We start from the raw sequence: 25,757 nt of genomic DNA on the forward strand, positions 1-25,757 counted from the left end.
ATCGTGCTGGTGGTGCGCCGCCGGAAGTGACGGGCAGATCCACGCGGTTTAAATTCCTTTGACGCGCACGAAATTTGGGCTGCGCAGGGGAACAACAGCGTCGAAAACGTGCAACGGCTCCCCGCCAATGGATCGACGGGGAGCCGTTGCCTGCGCAGTTGCCTTTAGAAACGAGATGTTGCCGTGAGTGCGAATGAACCGAGCGGGTTGCCCGCCGGGTCGGCAAAGCCGGCCCCGGGGGTGTAGGTGGGAGCGTCCGGGGTGGTGGTGTTTCCGGAGCTTCCGCTGATTTTTCCAAGCCTGATGGTCAGAGTGGTGGAACCGTCCCAGGTGACAGTGCTCCAGTTGCTTGCATTGCCGTTGGCACCGAAGCTTAGGGCGCCGGCTGACGCGTACTTGGCGTTGGAGCCCAGATAGACGGAGCCCAGGTTTAGCCCGGGGCAGGTGCTGCTCGTCACCGTCAACTGATTAGTGGCGCTGATATTCACCGTGACATTGTTGTTGCCACTCAAAGTTTGAGTTCCGTTGTTGGTCCAGTTAGAGCAGATCTTCGTTGCGTCGATCTGTTCGGAGAACTGAATTGTGAGCGAGTCTCCCTGCTCGGCTTTCCCCAGGCCTTGCGCACCGCCGCCGTTCACCAGCGTGACACCGGTAACCGTGGGAGCCGCGATGTCCTTGATGACCTTGGTCGTGACCGTAGTTGTGTTGCCTGCCGCGTCAGCGGTGATGGCCACGATTGTGATGTTCGGGACGTTCATGGGGCTGCTGTCTTGGAGAGTTGACAGGTTCAGGTTGCCCGTATTCCAGTTGGATCCGGACGCCGTTGCCGGGATGCTCGTGGAAGCGTCGCTGACTGTGAGATTTACACGTAGACCGGAATCGTTGGTCCCGCTGACTTGGTAACTGGTGAGATTTCCCTTGAGGACGTTGGGCAGCGTGTCGAGCGTCAGCACGGGTGCCACGGTGTCCTTCGTGTCCGTAGCCGTGGCAGGGCCACTGGTATTGCCCGCGGCGTCCTTCACCGTGACGTTGTAGGTGACGGTCCCGTCGCCCAGGGACCCAAGATTCAGGTTCATCGACCAGGTGCCTCCAACAGATGTGGCCGTGCCAGTGACCGGAGTGGCGGAACCTGGGCTCGTGGCCGAAACGGTCACGCCGGCACCGGCTTCAGCCGTACCGGAGACCGGCACCGCACCAACCCCGGCACTGTTCACATAAGTCGGCACGCTTACGCCCTGCGCCGCGGCCGGAGCCAGAGTGTCTTTCGTGGAAGTAGCCGTCCTGGCCGGGCCGGTGTTGCCTGCGGCGTCCGTAGCCGTGGCCGAGTACGTGACGGTGCCCTGGTTCAGGCTGCTCAAGTCCAGGCTGGCAGACCAAGTACCCGTACCGGAGGCCGTAACGGTGACCGGCACGGAGTGCGCGGAACCGGCGTCGCTGGCAACGAGGGTAATCTTGGCGCCCGCCTCGGCGGTACCGCTGACAGGAACAGAAGAAACGTTTCCGGAAAACACGTACGCCGGAACGCTGAGCCCGGGCGCGGCCGGCGCCTGCGTGTCGATCCGCACCGTCTGGCTCTGCGCGGACCCGGCATTGCCCACCTTGTCCGTGGCGAAGTACGTGAGCGTGTGCGTTCCGTCGCCGCTGACGGGGACCACGGCCAAAGCGCCGCTGACTGTCTGCTGCGCGCCGCCGTCGAGCACGTAGGAAATGGAGGCGACGCCGGACCCGGCGGTCCCGTCATCTGCCGTGATGGTCACGCTGACGGGGCTGGCGTTGTTCCACCCCGCCGCGTTGGGCGTGGGCGAGATCCCCGAAACGGTGGCCACGGGCGCGGTGGAATCGCTGCTGATGCCGTTGCTTCGCGGGCTCTCGGCGCCGGTCCAGAGGGCGATCGCAGGCGTCACCGTGTAGTACCAGACGCCGCCGGGAACAGACTGCTCCGTGCAGGTCAGCGTGATGACGGTCCCGGCACAGCCGCCGCTGGCGGGAGTGGCCGTACCGCCGGTGGCCGCGGAGTAACGGGTCACGATGTAGGCCGTGGCTGCCCGTCCGTTGACGGTGGTCCCGCCGGCCCAGCTGACCGTCAAAGCGGCGCCGGTGGCGGTGACCGCAGGCTTGGATCCGGGGGAGAGCGCGTCGGCGGCGGCGGCTGCGTTGCTGCTGCTGGTGGTGGATGCCCAGAACGCGTAGGCGGCGGTTCCCGTGCCCAGCAGGAGCAGCAGGGCGGTGACAATCCAGGGCAGCCGGCGGGACGGGCGCCGGAGGAAGAAGAAGCTCATTTCCGCACCTCCGCCGTCACGGGGACGCTGAAGGTTGCGCCCTGGCAGGCCGCGAGGGAAGTGGTGTCCATGGTGGCCGCTCCGGGGAGGGTGATGAGGGCTGACGAGTTCGCGGCAACGTAGGTTGCGGGGGTGAGCGGCGCAGCACCGGTGAAGGTGACGCCGGTGGTGGTGCAGCCCGGATGCGTGGCATCAGCGGCGGCGGGGCCGTTGGCAGTGACGCTGTAGACCTGCACGGAGTAGGGGTTGGGGTTGGTCAGGCGGAGGACGACGTCGGCGCTGCCGCCCGGGTAGAGCGCCGTCTTCGGGTTGTCGCCGGCTACCAGGGCGTCCACCGTGACGGCCTGCATGGTGGCCGCCACGGCGGACCCGGAGCCGCCGCCGGTCACAGACCAGTAGGCGTAGGCGGTTCCGGCGCCCGCCGTGGCCAGGAGGCCGGCGAGGGCGGCCGCCTTGACGGCGCGGCTCCTGCTAATGCTGGTCATCTCAGTTCCCCTGTCCTGATCCCGAGTACGTGAGCTGGAGGGTTGCGCCTTTGCAACCGTCCTGGTTCCTGGAGCTGTCCAGCATCCCCACGCGTGGCCACGCCGAAACAGCGACGCGGAGTCCGGACAGTGAACTGCTTCCGGGCGGCGCCACCAAGGGGTACGGCCCGCTGTACTGGGTGAGGGTGAAGTCGGCCGCCGTGCAGGCCAGGTTCTTCGCCGCGGCATCCGCGCTCCTGGTAACCCCCGCGATAGCTACGGACAGGTTGGTCAGGGACAGGGACTTGTTGTTCGGGTTGCTGATCTGCAGGTCCAATCCGGCCGAGGACCCGGGCGACAGCGTCCCGGGGACGTTCCCGGAGAGGGCGAACTGCTTGATGGTTGAATCCAGGACCAGTTGGACGTTCGCGTAGGCGTACTGCGACTTCCCGGCAGAGTCTTTTCCGGTCCCCACCAGGTACAGGTTGTAGCTGGCGGTTGGTGAGGCGGCCGTGGTTGCCACCTGGAGCGTGCTCGAGTTGCCGGTTGTCGGTGTGGGCGAGAACGACGCCGTAGCACCCGCCGGAAGCCCGCCCAGGACGCTGAACGAGACGGAGCCGGGGAGGTTGTTCCGGGTCAGCTGCAGGGTGTAGACGGCGGTGGCGCCCGGCGGGACGGTGACGGAATCCGGCGTGGCCGCCACCGAAAACGCGGTGGACATCCTGTAGTTCACGGTGAGGCTCGCGGCAACGCTGCCGGAAACCTTGCCGCTGGTTCCCGTGATGGTCACGGTGCTGGTGCCTGCCGGGGTGGTGGCGCTGGTGGTGGCGTTCAACGTTGCCGTTGCGGTGCTGCCGGAGTTGAGGGTGACGGACGACGGCGTGAAGGCGCCTGCCGCGCCGGCCGGCAGTCCCGCAGTGGCCAGGCTAACCGCTCCGCTGAAGCCGCCGGTGGACGTCAGGGTCACCGTATAGGCGGCCGACTGGCCCTGTTGGACGGACTGGCTGGCAGGGGAGACCTGCACAGTGATGCCCGGCTTGGGATTGTTTGCCGCCGCGATCAGCGCTCCCGCACTGGCCAGCAGCAATAACAGCGCGATCAACGCTGCCTTGATACCGGTCCGCGTGCGACGCCGCGGCTGTCCGTCCTGCTCGTGCACCCTGTGCCCCCTTGTTCTTTGGTGCGAAATGACGGCAAGCCGGGGGCGGATTGCACCGCCCCCGGCCAGCTGTTTATTTACTTGCTGGTTACGTTCACCGTGATGGTGGCTGCCTTGCAAGCATCCTGGTTGGTGGCAGTGTCGGTGAAGGTCAGGGTGCCGGTGCCAACGGTCGTTCCGGTCGTCTTTGCCAATACGGTCGTCGGTGTGTTTGACGCGTCGACTGTGAACCAGCTTGCAGGGCAGTTCGTCGGGTCGCTTGTCACGACCGTCGGAGCCAGGGAACCCACCACAGTGCTGGAAGTGTTCGAGTTATCGGCCGTGTAAGTTACAGCCCTTGTTTCGCCGGGAGCAATGCCATCGGCGAAAGAAGTGTGCAGAACTACGTCCTGCGTGCCAGACGATGCAACCGCAGACCCGGTGCCGGCTCCATTGGTGCTCCAGTAGGCATATGCGGCACCGCCACCAACAGCTACCAGGGCTGCGGACATTGCGACGGCGGCGATCTTGTTCTTCTTGGTCATTTTGCGCACGGAAAGTCTCCTTGTGTGTGTGATTGAGAACCCGTTCCCCCATAGGTGGCTCCATCGAGGTGCCTTCCGGTGGATCGATGACCCAATATTCGCGAACGCAAAAGGCCGCAACAACACGTAGCGGTACCCGAGTTTCCAGCGACTTGAGGTCTCCACTACCTGGTTTGGGTCAGCGATTACTCGCATGCGTGAGCGCCGGCCTGGCCTAATCGCCGCCGTCGTGCTTCTATCGCTTCAACCCTCTGCCTACGAACAACTGGCGACGCGCAAACGCAGTTTCGACGCAAAGTTTCCCAGCCGCGCACGTTATTTGGGGCGCGAAATGGAACATGAGGGTCGGCGTCAAATATCGGCGTCGGCAGCGAATGTGCGCATCGACATAACCGGCTTCTACCGGGTATCCACGTCCTCGAAAACCAGGAACGTCTGCGTATCCAGGACGCCCGGCATGGTCTGCAGCTGGTCGAAGATCACCCGCCGGAGGTCGATGTTATCCACGGCCCGGACCAGGAGGATCACGTCGAAGTCGCCGCCCACCAGGGCAATGTGGTGCACCTCCGGGATGGCGCCCAACTGGTCACGGAGTTCGCGCCAGGCGTCCTGCCGAAGCTTCAGCGTGACGTAGGCCGAGGACTTCAGCCCTGCCTTGATGGGATCCACCAGGGCCGTGAACCGGGTCAGCACGCCATCTCCGGTCAGCCGGGCGATCCGGGAGTAGGCGTGCGCCCGGGAGATGTGGACGTTTTCCGCCACCTGGGTCACTGACATCCGGCCGTCCCGGGTGAGCTCACCGAGGATGCGCCGGTCGATGTCGTCGAGGGAAACTTCGGCCGCTCCATCTTTGCCCGTCAAATCGTCCACGTCCCCGTCGGTAATCCACGTCACAGTTACAAATCGTCTCCCATAATAGGCAGTTCGGAGCAGGTTCTCCACGATTTGCGCAGGTGCTGGATACGAAACCTCCCCCAGGGCAATACTGGGATGGAATAGTGGCTATCGAAGGACGGACCAATGACGATCTCCGCAGACCACACCGCGCCGGACACCACCAGCACCGAGCCAGCAGAAAACGCGCTGACCGATGCTGTGAAGAAGTTCGGCATCACGGTGGAGGACTACATGCTCCCCGCCCGGCACCAGATCCAAATGGTGGACCCGGACGGCCGGCTCATCCCCGAAGGTGAGCAGGGCACCCAGCCCGGCCACGAGTACCCCGTGCCCGGCGACAAGGAACTGCTGGCTGCGTACGGGCAGCTCGTCGTCGGCCGCCGCGTCAACGACCAGAACTCCGCCCTGGTCCGGCAGGGCCGCATGGCAGTCTACCCCTCCAGCCATGGCCAGGAAGCCTGCCAGGTGGCCGCCGCGCTGTGCCTCTCCGAGGGTGACTGGATGTTCCCCACCTACCGTGACGCCGTCGCCGTGATGACCCGCGGCGTGGACCCGGTACAGGTGATGACCATCTTCCGCGGCGACTGGCACGGCGGCTACGACCCCCTCGAATACAAGGTGGGCATCCAGTGCACCCCGCTGACCACCCAGCTGCTGCACGCCGTCGGGGTGGCCCACGCGGCCAAGCTCCGCGGCGAGGACACCGTGGTGCTGGCCATGTGCGGCGACGGCGCCACCAGCGAAGGCGACTTCCACGAGGCCCTGAACTTCGCCGCCGTCTTCCACCTGCCGGTCATCTTTTTCGTCCAGAACAACAAGTACGCCATCTCGGTGCCGCTGGCACACCAGTCCGTGGCGCCGTCGCTCGCGCACAAAGCCGTGGGCTACGGCATGGCGGGGGAACGCGTGGACGGCAACGACGTCGTTGCCCTCCTCGCCGTGCTGGACCGCGCCGTGAAACTCGCCCGCGAAGGCTCCGGCCCGCTGCTGGTGGAAGCCAACACGTACCGCATGCAGGCCCACACCAACGCCGACGACGACACCCGCTACCGGGAAAACAGCGAGGTTGCCGAGTGGCGGGCCAAGGACCCGGTCAACAGGATGCGCACCTACCTCACGGACCGCGGGCTGTTGGACGACGACGGCGAGGCCCGGATCAGCGAGCACGCCGAGGCGGTTGCCGCGCAGCTCCGCGAGGGCCTCAGTGAGGACGTGCCGGTGGATCCGCAGGAACTCTTCCGCCACGTTTTCGCCCGGCAGACGCCGCAGCTGAAGGAAGAATCCGCCCTGCTCGCCGACGAACTCGCCCGCGACGCCGGAGCTACTGATTCGAAGGAGGCCGGCAAGTGAGCCCCACCATCACCACCTCGTCCGAGGCCAACGGCAACGTCTCCGCCGCCACCGCCCGGGCAGCAGCCTCGGCCGCCGCGTCCGCCGAAGCCGCCGGACCTCAGCCCGTCACCATGGCCAAGGCCCTCAACACCGCGCTCGCCGACGCCATGCACGCCGACTCCTCCGTCCTGGTCTTCGGCGAGGACGTGGGCCTGCTGGGCGGCGTCTTCCGCATCACCGACGGCCTCACCGCCACCTTCGGCGAACAGCGCTGCTTCGACACTCCGCTGGCCGAATCCGGCATTGTGGGCATGGCCGTCGGCATGGCGATCAACGGGATGCGCCCGGTGATCGAGATGCAGTTCGACGCGTTCGCGTACCCCGCGTTCGAGCAGATTGTCAGCCACGTAGCCAAGATGCACAACCGCACCAAGGGGGCCGTGAAACTGCCCCTGGTCATCCGCATCCCGTACGGCGGCGGCATCGGGGGAGTGGAGCACCACTGCGATTCCTCCGAGTCCTACTACGCGCACACTGCCGGCCTGAAGGTCTACACCCCCGCCACCGTGGCGGACGGCTACCGGATGCTCCGCGAAGCGATCGACTCCGACGACCCCGTCATCTTTATGGAGCCCAAGAAGATGTACTGGACCAAGGACCAGGTGGACCTGGGCGAGCTGCGTCGCCTTCACGCGGAAGGCGCGACGACGGGACGCACCTCCGAGGGCCGGGCCGCCGTCGCCCGTCCCGGGACGGACGCGACGCTGATCGCGTACGGGCCGTCCGTCCCCACCGCGCTCGCCGCCGCCGAGGCAGCTGCGCTGGAGGGGCGCTCGCTGGAGGTGATTGACGTGCGGACCATTGTGCCGTTCGACGATGCCACCGTGTGCGCGTCGGTCCGCAAGACCGGCCGGGCCGTGGTGATCGCCGAGGCGCATGGCTTCGCCTCCGTGTCCTCCGAGATCGTGGCCCGGGTGCAGGAGCGCTGCTTCCACTACCTGGCCGCCCCCATCCGCCGCGTCACCGGGTTCGACGTCCCGTACCCGGCACCGAAACTCGAGAAGTACTACCTGCCCGGCGTGGACCGCATCCTCGACGCCGTCGACGACCTTCAGTGGGAGAACTGACCATGAGCGAACCACGCGTGTTTTTGTTGCCGGACCTCGGCGAAGGCCTCACCGAAGCCGAACTCGTTGCCTGGCATGTTTCGGTTGGGGACACGATTGTTGTGGACCAGCCCATCGCCGAGGTGGAAACGGCCAAGTCCGCGGTGGAGGTGCCGTCCCCTTATGCGGGGATCGTCACCGAGCTGCACGGAAAACCGGGGGAGACCCTGGACGTGGGGAAGCCGCTGATCTCGGTGACGCCGGTCTCCACTGGTGTCGCCGCGGATGATGCCGCCCCCGCCCCTTCGCCGGCCCAGCCCGAGGTTGAGCCCACCGGGACGGAGTTCGCCGAGCCCGAACCGGCCAAACCGGAGGCGGAGACCTATCGGGAAGAGGAAAAGGCTGGGTCGGGCAATCTTCTGATCGGGTATGGAACCCCTGGCGGTCATGGCCAAGCCCGGCGGACCCGCGCCCCGAAGGCCTCCCTCTCGGTGGTTGAGCCTGTCGAAACCAAGCCTGTCGAAACCACCGAGGACGACCTCACCCTCCTGCGCACCCGCGTGCCCGGGAAGCTTGGGGCCGTGATCTCGCCGCTGGTCCGGCGGATGGCCCGGGAGCACGGCGTGGACCTTGGCGACATTTCCGGCTCCGGCGACAGTGGCCTGATCATGCGCCGCGACGTCGAGGCAGCGCTTCGGACAACGGCGCCCGCGAAAGCTCCCGAAGCCAAGCCCATACCGGAAGCCGAGCCTGTCGAAACCCATGGATCTCGACAAGCTCGATCACCGGAGACCCGCGATGCCCGCACCGGACTTGCCATCTCCGCCCGCACGCCTGTCCGCGGCGTCCGGAAGGCCGTGGCTGCGAACATGGCGCGCAGCCGCTCGGAAATCCCGGAAGCAACGGTCTGGGTGGATGTGGATGCCACCGCGCTGGTGGAGCTGCGTGAGGGACTCAAAGCCAACGGCGCGGAGGCGCCCGGCCTGCTCGCCTTCATCGCGCGGTTCGTCACCGCAGGGCTGAAGAAATACCCGGAGCTGAACACGCGGATCGAAACGGTGGAGGACGGCTCCCAGGAGATCGTCGGATTCGACGGCATCAACCTCGGCTTCGCAGCCCAGACCGAGCGTGGCCTGGTGGTGCCATCCGTCCGCGGCGCTGAGAAACTCAGTGCCCGGGAACTGGACGCGGAAATCCGCCGGCTCACGCAGGTGGCCCGCGACGGCAAGGCGACGCCGGCCGAGCTCGGCAGCGGCACCTTTACGTTGAACAACTACGGCGTGTTCGGCGTGGACGGATCCGCCGCGATCATCAACCACCCGGAGGTGGGCATCCTCGGGGTGGGCCGCATCATCGACAAGCCATGGGTGGTCAATGGCGAGCTGGCGGTCCGCAAGGTCACGGAGCTCACCCTCACCTTCGACCACCGGGTGTGCGACGGCGGTACGGCCGGCGGTTTCCTCCGCTTCGTGGCGGACGCCATCGAGAACCCCACGTCCCTACTGGCAGACATCTAAACCGGAGGAAATCTAGGGCGCGGTGGGGCCGGGAACGTCCTGGTCGGTGACGTCGCCGGGCTCGTGGGCGCGGTACACGAAGTGCTCCACCCGGCGGTCGGGGACCAGCCAGATCAGCGCCACCACGGTGTAGACAGCGATTCCCAGGAGTGGCTGGGCGAGTGTCAGCGCGATGCCCAGCAGGTAGATCAGCGGCGAGGCCTTGCCCTTCCAGTCCCGGCCCAGGGCCTGGGCAACGGCCCCGGCCGTGCCCTGCTTGCGAATGAGTGCCTGCTCCAGGATGTAGAAAGCGATGGCAGCACAGAGCAGGTTGATGCCGTAGACCAGCACCGGGACTTCCACGAACCCGGACTCATCCATCCATCGCGTGGTGAAGGGAAACAGCGAGAGCCAGAACAGCAGGTGCAGGTTGGCCCAGAGGATGGCGCCGTTCACCCGGTCTGCCAGCTGGATCAGGTGGTGGTGGTTGTTCCAGTAGATCCCGACATAGACGAAGCTGAGCAGGTAGCTGAGCAACGTCGGCAGGACCCCGGCGATCCCATGCCAGGTGGGTTCCTCCGGTACGCGCAGCTCCAGCACCATGATGGTGATGATGATTGCCAGCACGCCATCGCTGAACGCCTCGAGTCGGTTCTTGTTCACAGTTCTGCCCTCCTTCAGAAGCATAATGCGCCGTCCCCTGACCGGGGCACCGGGCGTTCGACGGCGGCCACGCGCCGCCGTCGAACGCCTTACTTTTTTTGAACCAGGGTCTTTACGCCCTGGCCGCAGGTCACTAAAGTGATTTAGGTCATAGTCCGGATGGGCGCCCGGGGGCGTCCGGAGAGGGGGAGTGCATCAACACCGACCATTATCGGAAGCCAAATGACAACCACTACGTTGAAAGCCCCTCCTAGGAGGGGCTTTCCCTTTGCCCCGGACTCCGACGGACCGGAGCCCAGGTGTCAGCCGGCCAGGCCGCCCAGGCGGGCCCGGAGGAAACGCTGCTCGGCTTCGTTGTCGGTGAGGATCAATGCCTCTTCGAACGCCACCCGCGCCTCATCCTCGCGGCCCAGCCGGACCAGGAAGTCACCGCGCGCCGCGGCCAGGTACGGGTACCGGGCAAGCTGCGGCTCGGCGCCCAGCGCATTGAGCTCTGCCAGGCCTTCGGCCGGCCCCGCCGCGAAGCCCAGGGCAATGGCCCGGTTGAGCCGGACCACGGGGGAGGGCCACCGCTCCATGAGCAGGTCGTAAAGGCCCAGGATCTCCTGCCAGTCGGTGCCGGACCAGGACCCGCTCTCGTCGTGCACGGCCGCGATCGCTGCCATGAGGGCAAAGCGGCCCGGCGGCCGGTACGCCAGGGCCTCGTGCAGCAATGCCACTCCCTCCGTGACGGCATGCTTGTCCCACTTTGACCTGTCCTGGCTCTCCAGCAGGATGAGGTCCTGGTTCCCATCCATCCTGGCGTCCCTGCGCGCTTCGGTGAGCAGGACCAGGGCCAGGAGCCCGGCCACGTCGGGGTCGCCGGGAAGCAGTTCCCGCAGCAGCCGGGCAAGCTCCACGCCCCGCTCGGCGAGGTCCCGGCGCACCAGGTCCGCCCCCGAGGGCGCCGTGTGCCCGGTGGTGTAAACGAGGTACACCACGGACAGCACGCCGTCCATGCGCTCGTGCAGTTCATCCGAGGACGGCACCCGGTACGGGATGCGCGCGGCGGCAATCTTCTTCTTGGCCCGGGTGATGCGTGCGGCCATGGTTGCCTCCGGGACCAGAAAGGCCCGCGCCACCTCGGCAGTGGAGAGTCCGCACAGAAGCCGCAACGTCAGGGCCACCCGCGCCTCGAGGGGCAGGGCCGGGTGGCAGCAGGTAAAGATCAGCCGCAGCCGGTCGTCCGGAATTTCGTCACCCTCGAAGCCGTCACCGTCGTCGTCTTCACGGCCGAGGAGCTTGGGCAGCGCCTTTTGCGCGGTTGCCGCGCGGCGGCGCATGTCCAGGGCCCGTCGTCGTGCCGTCACGGTCAGCCAGGCCCCGGGATTGTGCGGGATGCCGTTCCCGCCCCACGTGGACAAGGCGCTGGCGTACGCGTCCTGGACCGCCTCCTCCGCGGTGTCGATGTCGCCGGCAACCCGCACTGTGGCCGCCAGCACGAAGGCCCACTCCCGGCGGTGCGCTTCGGCAACCGCGGCAGCAACCTCCGAGCCGGCGGCCCGCGCCATCAGCTGACCACCCGGACGGGCCACACCTCAACCCCGACGCCGGCGGGCACCTCTTTGCCGATCTGCAGCGCCTCGTCGAGGTCGGCCGCCTCGATCAGATAGTAACCGCCCACGGTCTCTTTGGACTCGGCGAATGGCCCATCCGTGACCAGGAACCCGCCCGCCCCGTCGCGCCGGATGGAGGTGGCCGTCGAGGACGGATGCAGGGCGGCCCCGCTGATCAGCGATGCTCCGCGGCGCTCCATGAACTCCTGGTAGCTGGCGCTGATCGACTCGCCTTCAGCCTGCCTGGTCACCGCTTCGTCCTGGTAGATCAGGATCAGATACTTGGACATTTTGAACTCCCTTCGCTTTTCAATATGAGCCCACTGTTGGAGCCCCTACCCATACGACGCGCAGGGCAAGCCCGGATCGACAATGGTTTGCAAGAAAAATCGCCTGGGCAGCGGGACTTCTCCCGCCGCCCAGGCGAATATCCGCCTAGCTCAGCTCTGAACAGATATCCCGTTCTGTACCTGACTGCTGATCGAACGGCTGCGTCAGGGTGTAGTTGCTGTCGGTGGTGTACTTGACCACACCCATGTACAGGATGGTGGACGGGCCGCCCAAGTCAACCTTGTCGAACAGCAGGACCAGGTTTGCGCCCGACAGCGACCACGTGATGTCACCGGTGGCGGTGTCGGTGGCACTCCTGGTGACGGAACCCTTCGTGCCAAACGTCACGGACGTTCCGGATTCGGCATTGGTCACGGTGATGGTCGTTCCGCGGCCTGCAACGATGGTGTAGATGATGCCGTCCTTGATCCGTGTCATGCGAACGTCCTGGGTTCCACCGGTCCAACTGAGGGTGACGTCAAAACCGGGGCAAGCAGGATAAGCGGGGACGGGCGGGGCGGCCTGAACCGATTGTGGAGCGATGAGCGCCATCGTTCCCAGGAGCGCCATCAGCAGCAGGCGCGTAAGTATTTTCCTCATTTTAGGTTTCTCCATTTTTGCCTGAATCGAGCAATATGGTTGGCGCACCACCAAGACGGGGAGGAGACCGTTCGCCGCGCAAAGTCGGGGCTGTGCCCTGTGTGCAGCCCCGGAACGGGGCTGTGTAGTGTCTTTGGCCGCAGTGCGGCCCACGCACCAGCGTACGGAGAGGCCTTCCGGTGTGAACAGGTCTTGACAGGTGCCCGGGTTAATCCCGCCAGGCGTAAAAGAATCGTTAAAGTTTCGGCCGGACGAACGGATAGCGGCCCCGACGGCCATCACCCGCCAGTATTTTGGATGCAGTGCCGCCTTCTCAGGGACCCCCAACCTGGAGAAGGCGGCACGCCTGCGTCATGGGCAATCTTCCATCTATTTATAAAGTACCCCGCCGCGGGGGCCTTGCCGCAAGGCCCCCGGGCTGACGCATACTGGGTGCCGCATACGAGCGGTCCAATGCAGGCACAGAACGGGGACAACATGCATGATGTGGCGATTGTGGGGAGCGGGCCCACAGGGTTGATGCTCGCGGGTGAGCTGCGGCTGGCGGGGGTGGATGCCATCGTCCTGGAACGGCGGCCCTCCCAGGAACTGGCTGGATCCCGCGGCGGTGGAATCCATGCGCGAACCATCGAGCTGCTGGACCAGCGCGGCATCGCGGAGCGGTTCCTCGCCGAGGGCAAGACTGTGCAGGCGGCAACGTTTGGCGCTACGCAGCTGGACCTGGGCAGCCTGCCCACCCGCCATCCTTATACGCTGGCCCTGTTCCAGAACCACATCGAACGGCTGCTGCTTGGCTGGGCAGAGGAACTGGGCGTGCAGGTCAGGCGCGGCGTGGAGGTCGCCGGGGTAGCAGCGGACGACGACGGCGTGGACGTACGGCTCGCCGCCGGCGGACCCGTGCGGGCCGGGTTTGTTGTGGGCGCCGACGGCGGGCGCAGCGTGGTGCGGCGCTCGGCCGGGATCAGTTTCACCGGCCCGGACGCCACGCGCAGCAGCTTGATTGCCGAAGTGAAGGTGGCCGGCGAACCCGTGCAGCAGGGCAAAGTGGACGCCCGCGGCATCCACGGACTGTACCCGATGGGGGACGGCATGGTCCGGGTGGTGGTGACCGAAGCGGAACTCGGCCCTCCCACCGAGCCCGCCATGGACGATCTGCGGCGTGCCTTGAACGACGTGTTCGGCACGGACTTCGGCGTTCACAGCCCTGCGTGGCTCTCGCGTTTCACGGACGCCACCCGGCAGGCGGAGTCCTACCGGAAAGGCCGTGTGCTGCTGGCCGGCGACGCCGCGCACGTCCATTCCCCAACGGGCGGCCAGGGCATCGGCCTGGGCCTCCAGGACGCCGTGAATCTCGGCTGGAAGCTGGCGCAGGTGGTCCGCGGGATGTCCGGGGAGGAGCTGCTCGACACCTACCAGGCGGAGCGCCACCCGGCAGCCGCCCGGGCGCTCAAATACACCATGGCGCAGTCCCTTTTCCAGAAGGCCGATCCGCGGCAGGAGGCGCTGCGGGACCTCCTGGACGAGGTCCTCCGCCGGGATGGTGCCGGGGATCCGATTGCGGGATTGGTCACCGGGCTCGACGTTGACTACGGGCCCGGCACGGGCCACCCCCTCTTGGGGCGCCGGATGCCGGACCTGGACATCGCCACCGCTGAGGGATCCACGCGGGTGTACCAACTGTTGCACCAGGCCCGGCCCGTCCTGCTGGAACTCGGCGGTCCCGCCCTGGACGCGGGTGCGTGGGCCGGGCGGGTGCAGCAGGTTGCCGGGACGTACGACGGCGCGTGGGAGCTTCCGGTGCTGGGCGTGGTGGCTGCGCCCACGGCGGTGCTGGTGCGTCCGGACGGCTACGCGGCCTGGGTTGGCCAGCACACAGCCGCCGGCCTGCCGGAAGCGCTGGCATTGTGGTTTGGCGCTGCCGGCTGATTCCTTGGTTGATCTTGACCCAAAATTGTGTGGTTCGGCGCTGTTGCCCGGCGCGGAACGATTGTAGGCTGGCCCAAGGTCAGGCAGACGGCCAGCGATGTACGTCTGAGGACTATCTATGACCGCTCTTCCCACCGCACCCAGGCCGCTTCCGGGCGCGCATCCGCCTCCCACATAGCTGGCGCGGATGTGGCCCAAGGGAAATCCATGGTTCGGGGGTGGGCCACATCCACGTCTTACACTCCGGGAGTCAGCAGCGTGGCTGGCTCCCGGGTCGGGGTCCAACACAAAACACCCGCCGTCGTGCAGCCTCAGTCATCGAAGTAGGCGGCCGTGGGCTGTGAACCCGTAAACCTGTCCACCAGCGATTGGGCAAGGTCGTTGAGCTTTTGGTTCCGTGTGTTGGAGGCGCGGCGGAGCAGTTCAAAAGCCTGGTCTTTGCTGCACTGGCTCTGCGCCATGATGATCCCGCAGGCCACGTCAATGGCTGTCCGGGTGTCCATTGCGGCCTTCAGGTGCTCGGCACGCTGGTCCGCGGATGCTATGCGGATGGCCAGGCGCAGGGCCATGCCTGCCATGTCCGCGAACCTCACTGCCTCGGACACTGCGCGCTCACTGAAGAGTCCAGTGGCGGGAGCAAAAAAATCCAGGACGGCGCCGGCGTCGTCCTGGAGTGCCATGGGGACCCCCAGTGCGCTGGCGATGCCCGCGGCCGAGAGGGCCTCGCGGTACTCCGGCCACCGCGGGTCGGAGTCGACGTCGCCGAGGAGGACGGGAGCACCGGTCTCCAATGCGTCCACACAGGGCCCGTCCCCCAGGGATTGTTCAATCCTGTCCAGCACCACGGCATTGCTGCTGCTGCCGCCAATGGTGGCTGTATGTTTGCGCCGTCGCAGCGTGACGGCGCAGTCAATCGATGTGCCCGTGGTCTCGGTCATGGTGGCCGCCGCGAACGTGGTGATGGCGTCCAGGACGGATTTGATGTCCTCCGTGGCACCGATCAGGTCTACGAGCCGCTCGAAATCCTCTGCCATATCCTGGTCCACCATCTGTTCAATGTAGAAGGCGCGGCGCCCTGCCACAAGCCATGAGCAATGCCCCGTTGTCAGCGTCCGCCCAGCTTCCATTCAGGGCAGTTATGGAAACGTTATATATGCTTGCTTAGTGGTTTTTAGGTCAAACAGTGGAATGTTGTCAGTCGCGGAGCGCCCGGCAGTGCCCGGAGCAGGGCTCATCGCCGGGCGGAAGCATGCCTTGGACGGGCTCCGCACCATCGCCGTGGCAGGAGTGTTCTTCTTCCATACGGCCACCGATGAGGTCCCCGGGGGATCCATCGGAGTGGACGTCTTCTTCACGCTCAGCGGCTTCGTGATCACGCTGCTGATCATGAAGGAGTGGAGCGCCACCGGCCGGCTCCACCTGGGAATCTTCTACGCCAAGCGCCTGGCCCGGCTCTGGCCGGCTTTGCTGGCGCTCTGCGCCGTGATCCTCGTGGCCGGCTTCCTTTTCCCGGCCTCCGGCTGGGGCGGCCAGGCCGGTTTCGTCCTGCCGGCCGCAGCCTACGTGATGAACCTGGCGCACTTCGGCATGTTCGGCGACTCCATCGCCGGTGAAACCCTCGGCCCCACCTGGACCCTGGCCGTCGAAGAGCAGTTCTACCTGGTGTGGCCCCTGCTGCTGCTGGCGATGCTCCGGTTCTGGAAGGTCCGCACCGTTGCCTTCGCCACCTTGGCGGTGGCCGGCGCCTTCCTGCTGAACCGGTTCCTGCTGGTCAGCGCGGGCCAACCGCTTGCCCGGATCTACAACGGCCCGGACACCCGCGCCGACGAGCTGCTGATTGGCTGCGCACTCGCCCTGCTGTTCACCTCCCTGCGGCACGGCTCCCGGCTGCACGGTGCGTTGGTGTCTGTGGCCCGTTGGGGAGCCCCACTGGCGGCCATCACGCTGGCGGCCGCCCTGTTCCTGCTGAAGGAACCGGACACTCCCGGTGCGTGGTTCACCGCTTTCTGGACGGCCGGGCCCGCAGTGCTCGCCCTGCTGTCCGCAGTGCTGATAGGCGCCCTGGTGCTCCAGCCGGCGGGTTTCCTGGCGCGCATACTGAGCCACCCGTGGCTAGCCAAGCCCGGCCGCGACCTTTCGTATGCGATGTACCTCTGGCACTTGCCGGTCTATCTGCTCCTGATGCGCCTGATCCCGGCACTGCCCCTCCGCATCGCACTGACCGCGGTCCTCACCGTTCTGGTGGCGTGTGCGTCCTTCCGCTTCGTGGAGCGGCCGCTCCGGCGATGGGCGAACGCAAAGCTGGAGCCCGCCGTCGAGCCTTCACCCCCGGAGCGCTCCAAGGAGCCGGTGGCTGCCTGAGCGGGCCGGCCCCGCATCCCAACCGGTCCAGAGCGTGGTCAGCGTCCGGGCTGTGTCATCAGTGCTGGATGCTTTCCTGGTCGCGGTGCGCTGCGGGTTCAATCTGGAAGGTCGAGTGCTCGATGCTGACGTCGAAATCCTTGGCCACGCAGCGCTGCAGGTCGGCCAGGATGCTGGCGGAGTGCCCGTCGCGCATGCATTGATCCTGCACGGTGACGTGGGCGGACAGGACCGGCACGCCGGAGGCCACCAGGGAGGCGTGCAGGTCGTGGACGTCGATGACGTGCGGCAGGGCCAGGATGTGTTCCCGGACTTTGGCCAGGTCCAGGCCCGGGGGAGTGCTCTCCATCAGGACGTTCACGGTGTCCCGGAGCAGGCTGAGGGTGCGGGGGATGATCAGCGCACCGATCAGCAGGGAGACGACGGCGTCCGCACGGGTCCAACCTGTCAGGGCAATGACCAGCGCCGCCACGATCACCGCGATGGAACCGAGGGCGTCGTTGAGCACCTCGAGGAACGCGGCCTTCACGTTGAAGTTGTGGTGCCGGCCGGAGGCGAGGACCAGCAGCCCCAGGGCATTGCCTGCCAGGCCGATGACGCCGAACCACAGCATGAGGGAGCCGCCAACCTCGGGAGGGGCAAACAGCCGGCGGATACCCTCCACGATGACGAATCCGCCCACGCCCAGCAGCAGTGCGGCCTGGCCGGCCGCCGCGATGATTTCGGCGCGTTTGTATCCCCAGGTGCGTTTGTGGGTGGCCGGTTTCAGGGCCAGGGAGGCGGCAATCACTGCAATTAGCAGCCCGGCGGAATCGGTGAACATGTGCCCGGCGTCGGCCAGCAGGGCAAGGCTGCCGGTAAGGATGGTTCCGAGGATTTCGGCAAGCATCACGGTGAAGGTGATGGCAAAAACCAGCAGCAGCTTCCCGCGCTGGCCGTGGTTGTCCGCGGCGCCGTGGGAGTGGTCGTGTCCGCTGCCCATGGGTCAGCCCTTCCTCATGGTGGGCATGCCCAGTGATTGCGGAGCCGGCCCGCAGCAATCGTCCCCGGCCTGGTCCGGCGCGGCGTGCGGAACCGCGCAGCAGGCATCCCCGCGCCACGCGTTGATGCCCTCGCGAACCGCGATTCCCGCGATCACCAGGGCTGCGCCGGCGTCCGCCCACCACCAGCCCAGGGTGCTGTTCAGGACCAGGCCAACCAGCAGCACGGCGGAGAGGTAGGTGCAGAGCAGGGTCTGTTTCGAATCGGCCACCGCTGTTCTGGATCCGAGTTCGCGCCCGGCGCGGCGTTGGGCCCAGGACAGGACGGGCATGATGGCAAGGCTCAAGGCTGCAATGACGATGCCCGGAACCGAGTGCCGGGCCTCTCCCGCGCCTGCCAGCGAACGGACGGCGTCCACGGCCACGAACGCGGCAAGGGCAAAGAAGGAGACGGCGATGATCCGCAGCGTCAGGTGCTCCCGCCGCTCCGGGTCCTTGGCCGAGAACTGCCAGGACAGCGCCAGCGCGGACGTCACTTCGATCACGGAGTCCAGGCCGAAGCCGATCAGGGCCGAGGAATCAGCCACGCCGCCCGCCCACAGCGCCACGACGGCCTCGATGACGTTGTACGTGATGGTGGCCGCGGCGAAGAGCCGGATCCGCCGGCTGAGCAGGCGCCGGCGTTCGGTACCGGGGATGTGAAGTGCCGGCATCACGCGACGCGCTCCCCGTCGGGGCCGCAGCAGGTGGGATCCACCGCCAGCACGACGTTGATCAGGTCATGGATGGCGTGGCCTATCCGGCTATCCGCGAGCTCGTAGCGGGTCCGCCGGCCATCAGGCACGGCTACCACCAGGCCGCAGCCGCGCAGGCACGCCAGATGGTTGGACATGCTCTGCCGCGACACCCCCAGGCTGTCCGCCAGGTCCGAGGGGTAGGACGGCGCCTCGGACAGCGCCAGGAGGACGCGCGCACGGGTGGGGTCTGACACCGCGTAGCCGAACCGGGCCAGCACGGGAGCCTGCGTGAGGGTCTGCATCATCCCAAAGTACATAGCTGGCTGTATTCAGGCAACTGTGTACTAGGGGGCCCGCAGAGCCACCTCGCACAGCAGGGCAGGTCCGGCGGTGCGTCGACGCGAACCCCGGGGTGGACGTTTGGCAGCGCGCGCTAGTAGCCGGAGGTGTTGGTGGCCTCGCAGGTCTGGTCGCTTCCGGTCTGCGCCACCACGCTTCCGGAATCAGATGACGACGGCGGCGCGGCGGGTTTGGTGCCCGTAACGAAGTCCGTGCCGGCAGAGAGCTGCACGCCCTGGATGTTGGCCACCTGCTGGTCGCTGCTGGCCGGCAGGCCGAACAGGGCGGCGACATCCGCTGCCACGTCCTCGTATCCGGCGCTGTAGTAGACCATGGTCTGGGTGCGCACGGTGGCCTGGAGTTTGGTCACCTTGGTGAAGCCGGCGTCGGACAACAGGCCGGCGATGGCGTTGCTGCGGGCTGTCACGCCCGTGCCATTGGCAACGGAAACAGGCTGCAGCGCCTTGTCATAGGCCGGTGCGGCGGGTGTCGTGGGCGCCGGGGTGGGGGCGGCAGACGGCTGGCTTAGGTCGGGGTTGCTGCGCAGCGCCGCGAAGAAGTTGGACGCTGCCGGCTCGTCCAAGGCCAGCCGGTTGGGGTCCTGCGGTGCCGGGACGGTAGGTGTGGTGATGAAGTTGACGTTCGCCGGATCGATGTTCTTCAGCCGGTTGGCGATGGTCAACAGCGAGGGCACAGAAGAGAGTCCCGAATCCACGGTCAGGTTCTTGGTGACCGTATCGGCAATGGTCAGCGTCTTCTCCGGATTCGCCAGCGTTCCCTCCGACTTGAGCTTGCGGCTGAGGGAAGCCAGGAAACCCTGCTGCGCCTTGATCCGGCCCAGGTCCCCGCCGTTGGCGAAGCCATGCCGGGTGCGCAGGAACGCCAGGGCCTGTTCGCCCTGCACCTGGGAGGTGCCGGCGGGCAGGTGCAGCCCGGAATCGGGATCGTCCACGGCGTCGCTGACGCACACATCCACGCCGCCCACCGCATTGGACAGTTCCTTGACGGCGTTGAAATCGGCCATCATGAAGTGGTCGATCTCCAGGCCGGTGAGCTTGTTCACCGTATCCACGGCGCAACCGATTCCTGCCTGCTTCATGGCGCTGTTGATCATGGCGCCCTGCTGCGCGGGATACTTCTGGCCGGTCTTCGAGTCCGTGCAGGCCGGAATATTCACCAGGAGGTCGCGGGGAAAGCTCACCACGTTGACGTGCTTGTTGTCCGCCGAGATGTCCAGCAGCATCATCACGTCCGATTGTCCGTAGCCGGAGGAATCGTCCGGGCTGCCGTACTCGCTGTTGTTTCCGGTCCTGGTATCCGAGCCCAGGACCAGGATCTGCATCCGGTCCGTGCTGTCATTAACCGCACCTTCGGTCCGTTCACCGCCGGCGGTCAGCGCCGCGGTGCTGATGTTGGACTGCAGGCGCCAGGCCCAATACCCGCCGAACGCCAGGACGCCGAGGAGGAGGACAGACACCACGGCAACCACCGCTTTGACCCAGCGCGGCGCGCGGCGGCGCGGCCTGCTGTGGCGGGAACTGGCGGCATACAGCTCGCCTTGGCCTGGATAGGCAACGGGAGTGGAGCCTTCCTGTTCCGGGCCGGGAGATTTTCTGGAACCGAACACGACGAAATGACCTTCGGGAGGGGACAGGTTTCCGCTACCCTACAGGCCCAAGCTGGCAATTCCCCTAGAATGCCGGGTTTCCGGCCGCGCCGGTCCGCTCACCGGCCCGCGGGGGCGTAATCTTTTTTCTCGGCGGTACCCGCCCCGGAGCAGGGCCCGGCCGTGGAGGAAGCCCGGGGTGCAGCTGAGGAACGGACAGATGGACAGAGGACAACAACAACGCGGCGCCGCCCGCCCTGCCCGGCGCGGATGGGGACAACTTGCCCTCTGGCTGGAGGATGACTCGCCGGGCCGCCTCCGCCCGCTGATCCTGGCGGTGGTCCTCACGCTCTCGGCGATCGGGCTCGTGGAGGTGGCGTCGGCGTCGTCGGTGGAATCCGTGGCGGCAGGAAACAATCCCTACGATCTTCCTCTCAAGCAGGCCATGTGGACCGTGGCAGGCGTGGTGATCATGCTGCTGCTGGCCCGGATGCCCGTCCGCCGGATCCGGCGCCTGGGGTGGCCGATGCTGATCGGCTCACTGATTGCCCTGGTCCTGGTGTTCACACCGCTGGGCATGTCCGTTAACGGCAACCGGAACTGGTTGAGCCTGGGCGGTTTCACCGCCCAGCCCTCCGAGTTCGCCAAGCTGGCGCTGATTGTCTGGGCCGCGGCCATCCTTGACCGGAAGCAGGCCCTGCTGGCGAACTGGAAACATGCCGTGGTTCCGCTGGGCCCCGCCGGTGGGCTGATCATGATCATTGTGGCGCTGGGGCATGACCTTGGTACCACCATGATCATCATGATGATCCTTGCCGCCACCATGTTCTACGGCGGCGTGCGGATGAAGGTGTTCTCCGTGGCCGGCATCATCTGCATGGTTGCCGCGCTGGTCCTCGCGGCCACCAGCGGCAACCGGATGGGGCGCATCTCCTCATGGCTGGGGATGGGGTCGGAGGAGGATGCGCAGGGCATGGGCTACCAGGCGCAGCACGGCACCTACGCGCTGGCCTCCGGCGGCTGGTTCGGGGTGGGCCTGGGGCAGAGCCGGCAGAAATGGAACTGGATCCCGGAAGCCCACAACGACTTCATCTTCTCCATCCTGGGCGAAGAACTCGGGCTGGCCGGAACCCTCCTGGTCCTGGGCCTGTTCGCGATCCTTGCCATCACCGTCTTCAAGACCATTGCCCGCACCACGGACACCTTCTCGCGGATCGTGGCCTGCAGCGTGATCACCTGGATCCTGGGCCAGGCGGTGATCAACATCGCCATGGTGAGCGGACTGCTGCCGGTAATCGGTGTCCCGCTGCCCTTCATTTCCTATGGCGGCTCGGCCATGGTCTCCTCCCTGGCCGGCATCGGCGTGATCCTGGCCGTGACCCGGCCGGAACGTCCCGGCACTAAATCCCCGGCTAAAGCCGCGGCCCCGGCAAAGCAGGTGAGGGAACACGCGCACCAGCGGTAGCGCCGGGAGGACTGTTCCGGCCGTGCCCATGACGGCCGTCCGCTTCATCGTGGCGTTCGGGATTGTCAGTGCCCTGATGGACATGGTGTACGAGGGCGCGCGGAGTGTCACCGGGCCCTACCTTGGCGCCCTGGGCGCGTCGGCCCTCCTGGTCAGCGTGGTCACCGGCGCGGGTGAAGCCGTTGCCCTGGTCCTCCGCCTCGTGTTCGGGCGCCTCGCGGACCGGCCAGGGCTGCGGTGGGCGCTGGCCATCTCCGGCTACGCCCTCACCGCTTTGTCCGTTCCGCTCCTGGGCATCAGCAACGCACTGTGGATCGCCTGCCTCCTTGTCCTGGCCGAGCGGCTGGGCAAGGCCGTGCGGAGCCCGGCAAAGGACACCATGCTTGCGGAGGCCGGTTCCACGCTCGGGCAGGGGAAGGCCTTTGCCCTGCACGAAGCGCTGGACCAGGTGGGGGCACTGGTGGGGCCGCTCCTGGTGGGTGCGGCCCTTGCCCTGACGGGAAGCTACGGGCCGGGATTCCTGCTGCTTGCCGTTCCCGGGGTGGCCGCCATGCTGGTGCTTCTCTGGCTGAAGAGGCGGGTGCCCAACCCGGCTGCGTACGAGACCGTTCCGGTTCAGCCGCCGGCAGCGGGGGCCGGCGGCCCTGAGGGCCATGCGGCATCTTCTGACCGGGTTGCTCCCTTGCCCCGGCAATACTGGCTCTATGCCGCGTTCAGCAGCCTGACCATGTTTGGCTATGCGACGTTCGGGCTGCTCTCATACCACCTGGTGGATGCCGGTCTGCTGCCACCGGCGCTGGTCCCGGTCCTGTACGCCGTGGCCATGGGCGTTGACGCCGTGGCGGCCCTGGCCTCCGGCTGGCTCTTTGACCGGGTGGGCTTGAAAGTTCTCCTGGTCCTGCCGGTCCTGGCGGCGGCGGTCCCATGGCTGGGGTTCAGCAACAACACAGCGCTCGCCGTGGCCGGGGTCCTGGTGTGGGGAGCCGCCATGGGGGTCCAGGAAAGCACCATGCGGGCCGGCGTCGCAGGGTTGGCACCCGCAGCCCGGCGGGGGAGTGCATATGGGATGTTCACCGCCTGCTACGGCCTGGCCTGGCTTGCCGGGAGCTTCCTCATCGGCCTGCTGTACGAACAATCGATCCTTGCTTTGGCCGTGACCATCACCGTGGTGCAGGCAGTTGCCATGGTGATCTTCGTCGTCGTCCGTCCGCAGGCCGGCAGGCCCTGAACCGCCCTGACGAGGCGCCGCCGGGATTCAGGCGACGGCACTCTCAATCTCGGGGCATTCACTGCAACGGACGTCGGCAACCAGGGAGCCGGCGTCGTCCTTGCGGAAATGGGTGACGTGTTTAGTGGCCCTGCCGCAGGTGGGGCAGTAGCTCTGGCTTTGTTTTGTCCACATGCATGAATAATACGGAACGCCCCGGCAAAGGGAACATCGGGGACCTCAACTATGTGGATGCCCGCAACTGTCCTTAACCGGATCTTGACCAAACATGCTGGCGATCCTTCAGCCAACGCTGAGATTCGGCGCGTAGCTTGGGCTCATCAGGCAGGTTTCACAGCGGCACGGACGGAGCGCAAAGCAATGACCATTACCGATTACTTCGTGGCACTTGGCGGCATGTTGGCTTCACTCGGAGGTGCGGGGCTCGTGGCGGCCGGGCTCATCCGGGCGCGGGCGCGCCACTAGGCTTCTTCCGCAGCGGTCCTTGTTTCCGCAGCAGTCCTCAGGCAAACGCCGGGGGTTCGAGCCGGGTACCTGCTGCGCCGCTGGGCATGGTGCTCAGGATGCTGTCCGCAACGCTGCGGACCTTGAGGTTGCGGTGGCGCGAGGCGCCGGCGAGCTTGCTGAAAGCCTCGGGATAGGAGCACCGGTTTTGGGCCATCAGCACGCCGCAGGCCACATCGATGGAGGTCCTGCTTTCCAGGACCTGTTTCAGGTTGTCCCCGGAGCGGATGACGCCATGGACGTCCAGCGCCAGCTTCAGGCTCTGTGAGGCCACCCCGGCAAACCAGGCCGCCTCGGTGGTGATCCTGGTGATAAAGGCGTAGTTGCCTTGGGCCAGGAACACCAGGGCTCCCGACGATCCGGGCCGCAGCTCAAGGGGGAGGACCAGCGCCGCTCCGTATCCGCTGTCCAGCAGCCGGTTCCGGTACGCCTGCCAGCGGGCGGGGGAGCCCGTGGGGTTGACCACCGCGGGACCTGACAGCGTCACCCCCAGTGCGGTGGGCCCGTCTCCGTGCTCTTCCTCCGTTGCTGCGAGGTGGGCCGCGTCCGGCGTGCTTCCGGCACCTGCGGCGTAGGTTCGCTGCCTGTACAGCACGGCGCCGCACTCAATCTTTGAGCCGGCCGTCGTACTCAGCCACCTGGCCCCTGCATCGGCGAGTTTCTGCAGGGACCCGGCATCGTCGTCGGCATCTGTTACCAGGTCCAGCAGGAACCCTTGCCGTTCGGGTCCCCTGTTATGCGCCGGGCCAACCGCCACCCCGCACCCCCATCCAAGTCGTACCCAGTGGCATCGGCCGCCGCAGGTTTGTATGAAATTTATTGGGCTGCCCGGGCCGGCGCACGAGTAGCCGGTACTCTACTTTTCCCGGCCCCCCGCGAAGCTACTTGCCCTCGGCCGCTTCCGGCCGACGTCCGATCCATGGGCTACGATATTGGTTAGACAGCCAAGCAAATAGGATATCGAAGGAATTCGCATGAACCCGCACGGTGCAAGCGAAGGCTACTCGTACCCCACCCTGGAAGAGGCAGAACCCGGGCCCGTTGATGTGATCAACGCCCTGCGTGAGTTCCGCACCTCAGAGACCGCAATGCGACGACGGACCCGGTCTTCGCCGGCGATGGGGGAGACCGACCTCCTGGCACTGCGGTACCTCATCGACGCAGAGGCCGCCGGCGTGGGCGTCCGCCCCACGGAACTGGCCGGCCGGCTGGGCATCACCTCGGCGTCCATGACCACCCTCGTGGACCGGCTGGTTGCCGGCGGCCACCTCACGCGCGAACGCCACCCGTCGGACCGTCGCGCCATCATCCTCCGGCCCTCGCCCGGCGCCGACGAGGAAGTCCGGCACAACCTCAATCAGATGCACAAACGCATGCTCGAGGCCGCCGAGTCCTTGTCTCCGGACGAAATCAAGGCGGTAATGCACTTCCTCGTGCGCATGCGCGAGGCGGTGGACGCCGTAAACCTGGCTCAGCAAGTCGGAGCGCGGTAGACAACCTCGTAATACTAGTTAGACTAGCTACATTGTTAGTGGACTATCGGATGGTGGATCGAATGACTGCAGTACTTGAACCCCAAGCCGCCGGGCATTCGATCCCGGTGCGGATCAACACCGAAATTCCCGGCAAGCCCGTGAAAAGCCCTGCGCTGGACGTCAAGGAGCCCGCCGCCCCCATGCACTGTGGGGTGGCAATGACGGCCACCCCAATCCCCATTGCTTCGCTGGGCTGGGCGCCGCTCGAGCTCGGTTCTTCCGAATGGTCCTGTGCCTGCGGGTACAGGATGGGCGGCGAGCCCGCTGGTGATCCGCTGGAATTGGTGCGGCTGGCATCCGCAAGGGTGGAAAGCCTGCAGTGGGAACTGGACGCCGCGCAGGAGGGGTTCGCGAACGCCGTCCGGACCGCTGCAGGGCTCGGTGCCGCGCAGGACGCCCTTGGGGGCGCGGCGGGCTTGACCGAAGTGGAACTCCAGGAATTCCTGGCCGGCAGCGCCCGGTTGCTGTAGGTCCAGGTTGTTGCCGGCCGGACCCTTTTCCGGGACATGAGTCGTTGGCCCTGAGGGCCCCGAAGTGCAGCCACCCGTCTATTCGGGTGCAGCTGCACTTCGTTGGTTTAAAGCGATGGAGAAGAGTGTGGCCGGCCGGCTCTGGCCCGAATCGGGGGCGC

General features: G+C 66.5%; 25 protein-coding genes. 9 read left to right on the forward strand and 16 right to left on the reverse strand.

Annotation, left to right across the window (positions count from 1 at the left end; all coding sequences use genetic code 11):
• Positions 1–164 precede the first annotated feature (164 nt).
• The 5 genes from AB4Y79_RS01460 to AB4Y79_RS01480 form a co-directional block, all read right to left on the reverse strand.
• Complete coding sequence (locus tag AB4Y79_RS01460) at positions 165–2,279, reverse strand: beta strand repeat-containing protein (RefSeq protein WP_441858105.1); 2,115 nt, start codon at positions 2,277–2,279, stop codon at positions 165–167.
• Positions 2,276–2,764 carry a hypothetical protein gene (locus AB4Y79_RS01465; RefSeq protein WP_441858107.1) on the reverse strand — a complete coding sequence of 163 codons (489 nt, stop codon included), beginning with the start codon at positions 2,762–2,764 and terminating at the stop codon, positions 2,276–2,278. Before AB4Y79_RS01465 ends, AB4Y79_RS01460 begins: the two co-directional genes overlap by 4 nt.
• Position 2,765: 1 nt before the next feature.
• Positions 2,766–3,902, reverse strand: a complete 1,137-nt coding sequence (locus AB4Y79_RS01470; protein ID WP_441858109.1) for a COG1470 family protein — start codon at positions 3,900–3,902, stop codon at positions 2,766–2,768.
• A 77-nt stretch (positions 3,903–3,979) separates the two neighbouring features.
• A complete protein-coding gene (locus AB4Y79_RS01475) occupies positions 3,980–4,426 on the reverse strand; it encodes a hypothetical protein (protein WP_441858303.1) in 447 nt (148 codons plus the stop codon).
• 399 nt (positions 4,427–4,825) lie between these two features.
• Positions 4,826–5,287 carry an Lrp/AsnC family transcriptional regulator gene (locus tag AB4Y79_RS01480; RefSeq protein WP_441858304.1) on the reverse strand — a complete coding sequence of 154 codons (462 nt, stop codon included), beginning with the start codon at positions 5,285–5,287 and terminating at the stop codon, positions 4,826–4,828.
• 159 nt (positions 5,288–5,446) lie between these two features.
• Between AB4Y79_RS01480 and pdhA the strand changes: the two genes are divergently transcribed.
• The 3 genes from pdhA to AB4Y79_RS01495 are packed head-to-tail and all read left to right on the forward strand — an operon-like array spanning position 5,447 to position 9,278.
• A complete protein-coding gene (gene pdhA, locus AB4Y79_RS01485) occupies positions 5,447–6,673 on the forward strand; it encodes a pyruvate dehydrogenase (acetyl-transferring) E1 component subunit alpha (protein WP_441858111.1) in 1,227 nt (408 codons plus the stop codon).
• A complete protein-coding gene (locus tag AB4Y79_RS01490; protein WP_441858112.1) occupies positions 6,670–7,782 on the forward strand; it encodes an alpha-ketoacid dehydrogenase subunit beta in 1,113 nt (370 codons plus the stop codon). The genes pdhA and AB4Y79_RS01490 overlap by 4 nt, the downstream gene beginning before the upstream one ends.
• Before the next feature lie 2 nt (positions 7,783–7,784).
• Positions 7,785–9,278, forward strand: coding sequence for a dihydrolipoamide acetyltransferase family protein (locus AB4Y79_RS01495; RefSeq protein WP_441858114.1), 1,494 nt, complete (start codon positions 7,785–7,787; stop codon positions 9,276–9,278).
• Positions 9,279–9,290: 12 nt separating this feature from the next.
• On the opposite strand, the gene AB4Y79_RS01500 is transcribed toward AB4Y79_RS01495, so the two are convergent.
• The 4 genes from AB4Y79_RS01500 to AB4Y79_RS01515 all read right to left on the reverse strand — a co-directional run bounded on the left by AB4Y79_RS01500 (position 9,291) and on the right by AB4Y79_RS01515 (position 12,445).
• Complete coding sequence (locus tag AB4Y79_RS01500) at positions 9,291–9,920, reverse strand: TMEM175 family protein (RefSeq protein ID WP_441858116.1); 630 nt, start codon at positions 9,918–9,920, stop codon at positions 9,291–9,293.
• A 302-nt stretch (positions 9,921–10,222) separates the two neighbouring features.
• Positions 10,223–11,470, reverse strand: coding sequence for an RNA polymerase sigma factor (locus AB4Y79_RS01505; protein WP_441858118.1), 1,248 nt, complete (start codon positions 11,468–11,470; stop codon positions 10,223–10,225).
• On the reverse strand, positions 11,470–11,805 hold the full coding sequence (locus tag AB4Y79_RS01510) for a YciI family protein (RefSeq protein WP_308930123.1): 336 nt from the start codon (positions 11,803–11,805) through the stop codon (positions 11,470–11,472). The genes AB4Y79_RS01505 and AB4Y79_RS01510 overlap by 1 nt, the downstream gene beginning before the upstream one ends.
• A 145-nt stretch (positions 11,806–11,950) precedes the next feature.
• Positions 11,951–12,445, reverse strand: a complete 495-nt coding sequence (locus AB4Y79_RS01515) for a hypothetical protein (protein ID WP_441858120.1) — start codon at positions 12,443–12,445, stop codon at positions 11,951–11,953.
• A gap of 453 nt (positions 12,446–12,898) precedes the next feature.
• On the opposite strand from AB4Y79_RS01515, the gene AB4Y79_RS01520 reads away from it, so the two are divergent.
• Complete coding sequence (locus AB4Y79_RS01520) at positions 12,899–14,371, forward strand: FAD-dependent monooxygenase (RefSeq protein WP_441858122.1); 1,473 nt, start codon at positions 12,899–12,901, stop codon at positions 14,369–14,371.
• 311 nt (positions 14,372–14,682) lie between these two features.
• On the opposite strand, the gene AB4Y79_RS01525 is transcribed toward AB4Y79_RS01520, so the two are convergent.
• On the reverse strand, positions 14,683–15,420 hold the full coding sequence (locus AB4Y79_RS01525; protein WP_441858124.1) for an ANTAR domain-containing protein: 738 nt from the start codon (positions 15,418–15,420) through the stop codon (positions 14,683–14,685).
• A gap of 139 nt (positions 15,421–15,559) precedes the next feature.
• Between AB4Y79_RS01525 and AB4Y79_RS01530 the strand changes: the two genes are divergently transcribed.
• A complete protein-coding gene (locus AB4Y79_RS01530) occupies positions 15,560–16,732 on the forward strand; it encodes an acyltransferase family protein (protein WP_441858126.1) in 1,173 nt (390 codons plus the stop codon).
• A gap of 58 nt (positions 16,733–16,790) precedes the next feature.
• Here AB4Y79_RS01530 and AB4Y79_RS01535 read toward each other — a convergent pair whose 3' ends face one another.
• The 4 genes from AB4Y79_RS01535 to AB4Y79_RS01550 form a co-directional block, all read right to left on the reverse strand.
• Positions 16,791–17,714, reverse strand: coding sequence for a cation diffusion facilitator family transporter (locus tag AB4Y79_RS01535; protein ID WP_441858128.1), 924 nt, complete (start codon positions 17,712–17,714; stop codon positions 16,791–16,793).
• 3 nt (positions 17,715–17,717) lie between these two features.
• A complete protein-coding gene (locus tag AB4Y79_RS01540) occupies positions 17,718–18,425 on the reverse strand; it encodes a cation diffusion facilitator family transporter (RefSeq protein ID WP_441858305.1) in 708 nt (235 codons plus the stop codon).
• Complete coding sequence (locus AB4Y79_RS01545; RefSeq protein WP_441858130.1) at positions 18,425–18,751, reverse strand: ArsR/SmtB family transcription factor; 327 nt, start codon at positions 18,749–18,751, stop codon at positions 18,425–18,427. The genes AB4Y79_RS01540 and AB4Y79_RS01545 overlap by 1 nt, the downstream gene beginning before the upstream one ends.
• Positions 18,752–18,882: 131 nt before the next feature.
• The gene (locus AB4Y79_RS01550; protein WP_441858132.1) at positions 18,883–20,415 is read right to left on the reverse strand and encodes an LCP family protein; all 1,533 of its coding nucleotides are present in this window, start codon (positions 20,413–20,415) and stop codon (positions 18,883–18,885) included.
• 199 nt (positions 20,416–20,614) lie between these two features.
• Between AB4Y79_RS01550 and ftsW the strand changes: the two genes are divergently transcribed.
• Together ftsW and AB4Y79_RS01560 are read left to right on the forward strand one after the other, a co-directional pair.
• Positions 20,615–21,859, forward strand: a complete 1,245-nt coding sequence (gene ftsW / locus AB4Y79_RS01555) for a putative lipid II flippase FtsW (RefSeq protein WP_441858134.1) — start codon at positions 20,615–20,617, stop codon at positions 21,857–21,859.
• 28 nt (positions 21,860–21,887) lie between these two features.
• Positions 21,888–23,087 (forward strand): MFS transporter, encoded by a 1,200-nt coding sequence (locus AB4Y79_RS01560; protein WP_441858307.1) that lies wholly within the window; start codon positions 21,888–21,890, stop codon positions 23,085–23,087.
• A 27-nt stretch (positions 23,088–23,114) separates the two neighbouring features.
• Here AB4Y79_RS01560 and AB4Y79_RS01565 read toward each other — a convergent pair whose 3' ends face one another.
• Positions 23,115–23,261, reverse strand: a complete 147-nt coding sequence (locus AB4Y79_RS01565; RefSeq protein ID WP_308930133.1) for a hypothetical protein — start codon at positions 23,259–23,261, stop codon at positions 23,115–23,117.
• Between the two features lie 328 nt (positions 23,262–23,589).
• Positions 23,590–24,348: an ANTAR domain-containing protein gene (locus AB4Y79_RS01570; RefSeq protein WP_441858136.1), complete on the reverse strand. Its 759-nt coding sequence runs from the start codon at positions 24,346–24,348 to the stop codon at positions 23,590–23,592.
• A 217-nt stretch (positions 24,349–24,565) separates the two neighbouring features.
• Between AB4Y79_RS01570 and AB4Y79_RS01575 the strand changes: the two genes are divergently transcribed.
• Positions 24,566–25,084 (forward strand): MarR family winged helix-turn-helix transcriptional regulator, encoded by a 519-nt coding sequence (locus tag AB4Y79_RS01575; protein WP_441858138.1) that lies wholly within the window; start codon positions 24,566–24,568, stop codon positions 25,082–25,084.
• Positions 25,085–25,146: 62 nt separating this feature from the next.
• Positions 25,147–25,596, forward strand: coding sequence for a hypothetical protein (locus AB4Y79_RS01580; protein ID WP_441858140.1), 450 nt, complete (start codon positions 25,147–25,149; stop codon positions 25,594–25,596).
• The last annotated feature ends 161 nt before the right edge of the window (positions 25,597–25,757 follow it).

This window comes from Pseudarthrobacter sp. YAF2 (genome assembly GCF_052113345.1).
GTDB lineage: Bacteria > Actinomycetota > Actinomycetes > Actinomycetales > Micrococcaceae > Arthrobacter.